The sequence below is a fragment of the Cupriavidus sp. 96C5-1 genome (assembly GCF_057798855.1).
On the sequence record NZ_JBYOJU010000047.1, the window covers coordinates 1 to 3,163 of the forward strand.

Genomic DNA, 3,163 nt, shown 5'->3' on the forward strand with positions numbered 1-3,163 from the left:
TGTCGCCGGCGAACTGTGGATCGGCGGCGCCGGCGTCGCGCGCGGCTACCGCAACGAACCCGAGCGCTCCGCCCTGCGCTTCCCGCTCGACGCCGAAGGCCAGCGCTGGTACCGCACCGGCGACCTGGGTCGCTACTGGCCAGACGGCACGCTTGAATTCCTCGGCCGCGACGACCTGCAGGTCAAGATCGGCGGCCACCGCATCGAGTTGGGTGAGATCGACGCCGCGCTCAAGCGTGATGCCACCGTCGCCGATGCGATCACCGTCGCCATCGGTGACCGACAACGGCGCCAGTTGGCGGCCTTGGTTGTGCCTAAGCCTCAGCTAGCCGTCGCAACCGCGCCAGCCGACCACAAGCGCGCCACTGCCATCAGCGCGGCATGCGAGCGCCTGGCAAACCAGGATCGCGATGCCAGCGCGCAGCGCAGCGACGACGAAGCCGTGCTGGCCGAACGCTTGCTAAGCCGCCTGTGGCAGGCCCTGGATGCGTCAGGCAGGCAAGGCGTCGATGCGCGCTATGGCGCCCTGCTGCAACAGTGGTTGCGCTGGCTTGCCGCCCGCAAGGTAGTCGATGCCGACGGCCGTCCCGGTCTGCGCTGGCAACAGGCTATCGCCGCCGCGCTGAACGAAGGGGTGCAGGAAGACTCGGTGTATCTGCCTCTGGCCCGCGATCTCCTTGCGCGCCAACCCGAATGGCTGGACATCCTTGCCGGGCGCGAATCGCCGCTGGCCTGGCTGGACGACCCAATGCTGGCGCCGGAACAACTCGTCGACGCCAAGCCCACGGTCAATACGGCCCTGGCCGCGATGGCAGCCGAACTCGCGACGCTGCGCCAAACGCTGGAGCGCCCCTTGCGCATCGTCGACTTCGGCGGCCGCAGCGGACTCAGCGCGCAGCGCCTGCTGACCCTGCTGTCGCCCGGCGACGTGCACTACACCCTGCTCGACACCTCGCCCGCCCTGCTCGAACAGGCGCGGCACCGCGCCGCGGCGCTCGGCCACCACATCGCCACTCACCCCATCCGCCACCCGCTGCTCGCCGATCTGGCGCCGCATCAGACCGACCTGGTGATCGCCAACAACAGCCTGCACCGCGAAGCATGGGTCGACGACGGGTTGGCCCAGGTGCGCTGGCTGCTGGCCCCCGGCGGCGCGCTGTGGGCGCTTGAAACGGAACGCTATTCCCCGCTGGGATGGCTGACGGTAGCGATCTTGAATGCCGTCGCCGCGCCGGCCGATGGCCGCGACGCACCGCTACTGGCAGCCGCGGACTGGTCGCACCGGCTAACTGCCGTCGGCCTGTCTCGCGTCCGTCATCAGCATGATGGGGACACACTCCTGCTCACCGCCTGCCAACCGGGCGCCTTGGCATCCTGGGACGCGCATGCCTGCCGTGCCCGGCTACCCGGGCAGTTGCCCGCCTATATGGTGCCGACGCTGTTGCCGGCCGTAACGCGCATCCCGTTGTCGCCCAATGGCAAGGTCGACCGCAATGCCATCCAGGCCCTGCTCGAGCAGGGCTATCAGGCAGACGACACCGCCTTCCAAATGCCACATCCCGGCGCGGAAGCCGAGATGGCGGCGCACTGGGCCAGCTTGCTGAAGTCATCGTCGATAGGCCGCCAGGCCAACTTCTTCCAGTTGGGCGGCGACAGTCTGCTGGCAACGCGCCTGATCGCTCGGCTACGCGGCGAAGGCTATGCCGAGCTAGCCTTGGCGACCTTGTTCGCGCAACCAACGTTGGCCGGATTCGTCGCGGCGTTGCCGCAGCGCGGCGCGCAAGCCAACCGAATCGAAGCGCTGGTCCCGCTGATCTCAGACACGCGCAGCCGCCACGACGCCTTTCCGTTGACAGAAGTACAACAAGCCTACCTGCTTGGTCGACACCAGGATTTCGCGCTGGGCGGCGTCGCCACGCACTACTACACCGAATTCGAGTGCGAGACGATTGACGGCCCTCGGCTGGAAGCCGCGCTCACTCGACTGATATCGCGCCACGACATGCTGCGCGCGGTATTTGATGGCGAGACCCAGCGCGTGCTGCCCGAGGTGCCGCGGCTGGCTATCCCTTGCGATGCGGCGCCGGGCGCCTTTGCCCGGCTGCGCGCCGGCATGGCGCAGCAGGTGCGCCCGGCCGATCGCTGGCCCTTGTTCGACCTGCGCCTTGCCCGTGAGCATGGCCGCAGCCGCCTTGGCGTCAGTCTGGACAACCTGACGCTGGACGGCTTGTCGATGCAGATCTTCGTCGCCGAATTGGCGCAGTTGTATCGCGACCCCGACACCAAGCTGCCGGAGATCGGCATCAGCTTCCGTGACTATCTGCTCGCCGCGAGGGTACCTGATGCAGCCGTGCTGGAGCGCGCTCGCCAGCACTGGCGTGCGCGCCTGCAGGCGTTGCCGCCGGCGCCGCAATTGCCATTGGCCGCCGATCCGCATACCGTCGCACCGCGCTTTGCCCGACGCAGCGAGCGTCTTGACGCCAGTGCTTGGCACGACTTGCAAGAGAAGGCTCGCAGCCACAACCTGACGCCATCGACCGTGCTGCTGTCCGCCTATGGCGCCGTGCTCGGCGCCTGGAGCCGGCAGCGCGCGCTGACCTTGCATCTGACCTTATTCGATCGCGCCGCCGTGCATCCGCACATCCATCGCGTGCTAGGCGACTTCACTTCGCTGCTGCTGGTCGCTTGCTGCCCCGAACCCGGCTTATCCTGGCTTGCCAATACTCAGGCACTGCAGCAACGGCTGTGGGAAGACCTGGATCATCGCGCCGTATCAGCCATCTCGATGCTGCGCGAGCTGGCAACCCAGCACGGCGAAACCGTCGCCATGCCGGTGGTCTTCACCGGCGCGCTCGGCGTGGATGCCGAACTGCAACAGGCCGATCTGGACGTCTTGGGCCAACCGATATGGGGCTTGTCGCAGACGCCGCAGGTGTGGCTGGACCATCAGGTGCACGAGCAAGACGGCGCGCTGGTCTGGAACTGGGACGCGGTCGAGGCGCTGTTCCCGCCCGGCGTGCTCGACGCCATGTTCGCCGCCTACCATGCGCTGCTGCTGCGCCTGGCCCGCGACGACGCGGCCTGGCACGCGCCGCTGCCGCCGCTGCTGCCGGACACGCAGCGCGCCGTGCGCGAACGCGTCAACGCCACCGCCAAGCCGCTG

At 68.3% G+C, this 3,163-nt stretch carries 1 protein-coding gene; it reads left to right on the forward strand.

Going from position 1 to position 3,163, the window contains the following annotated elements; all coding sequences use genetic code 11:
* A partial coding sequence (locus tag AC3FOF_RS35765; RefSeq protein ID WP_488729297.1) for a condensation domain-containing protein occupies window positions 1–3,163 on the forward strand: 3,163 nt, incomplete at both ends.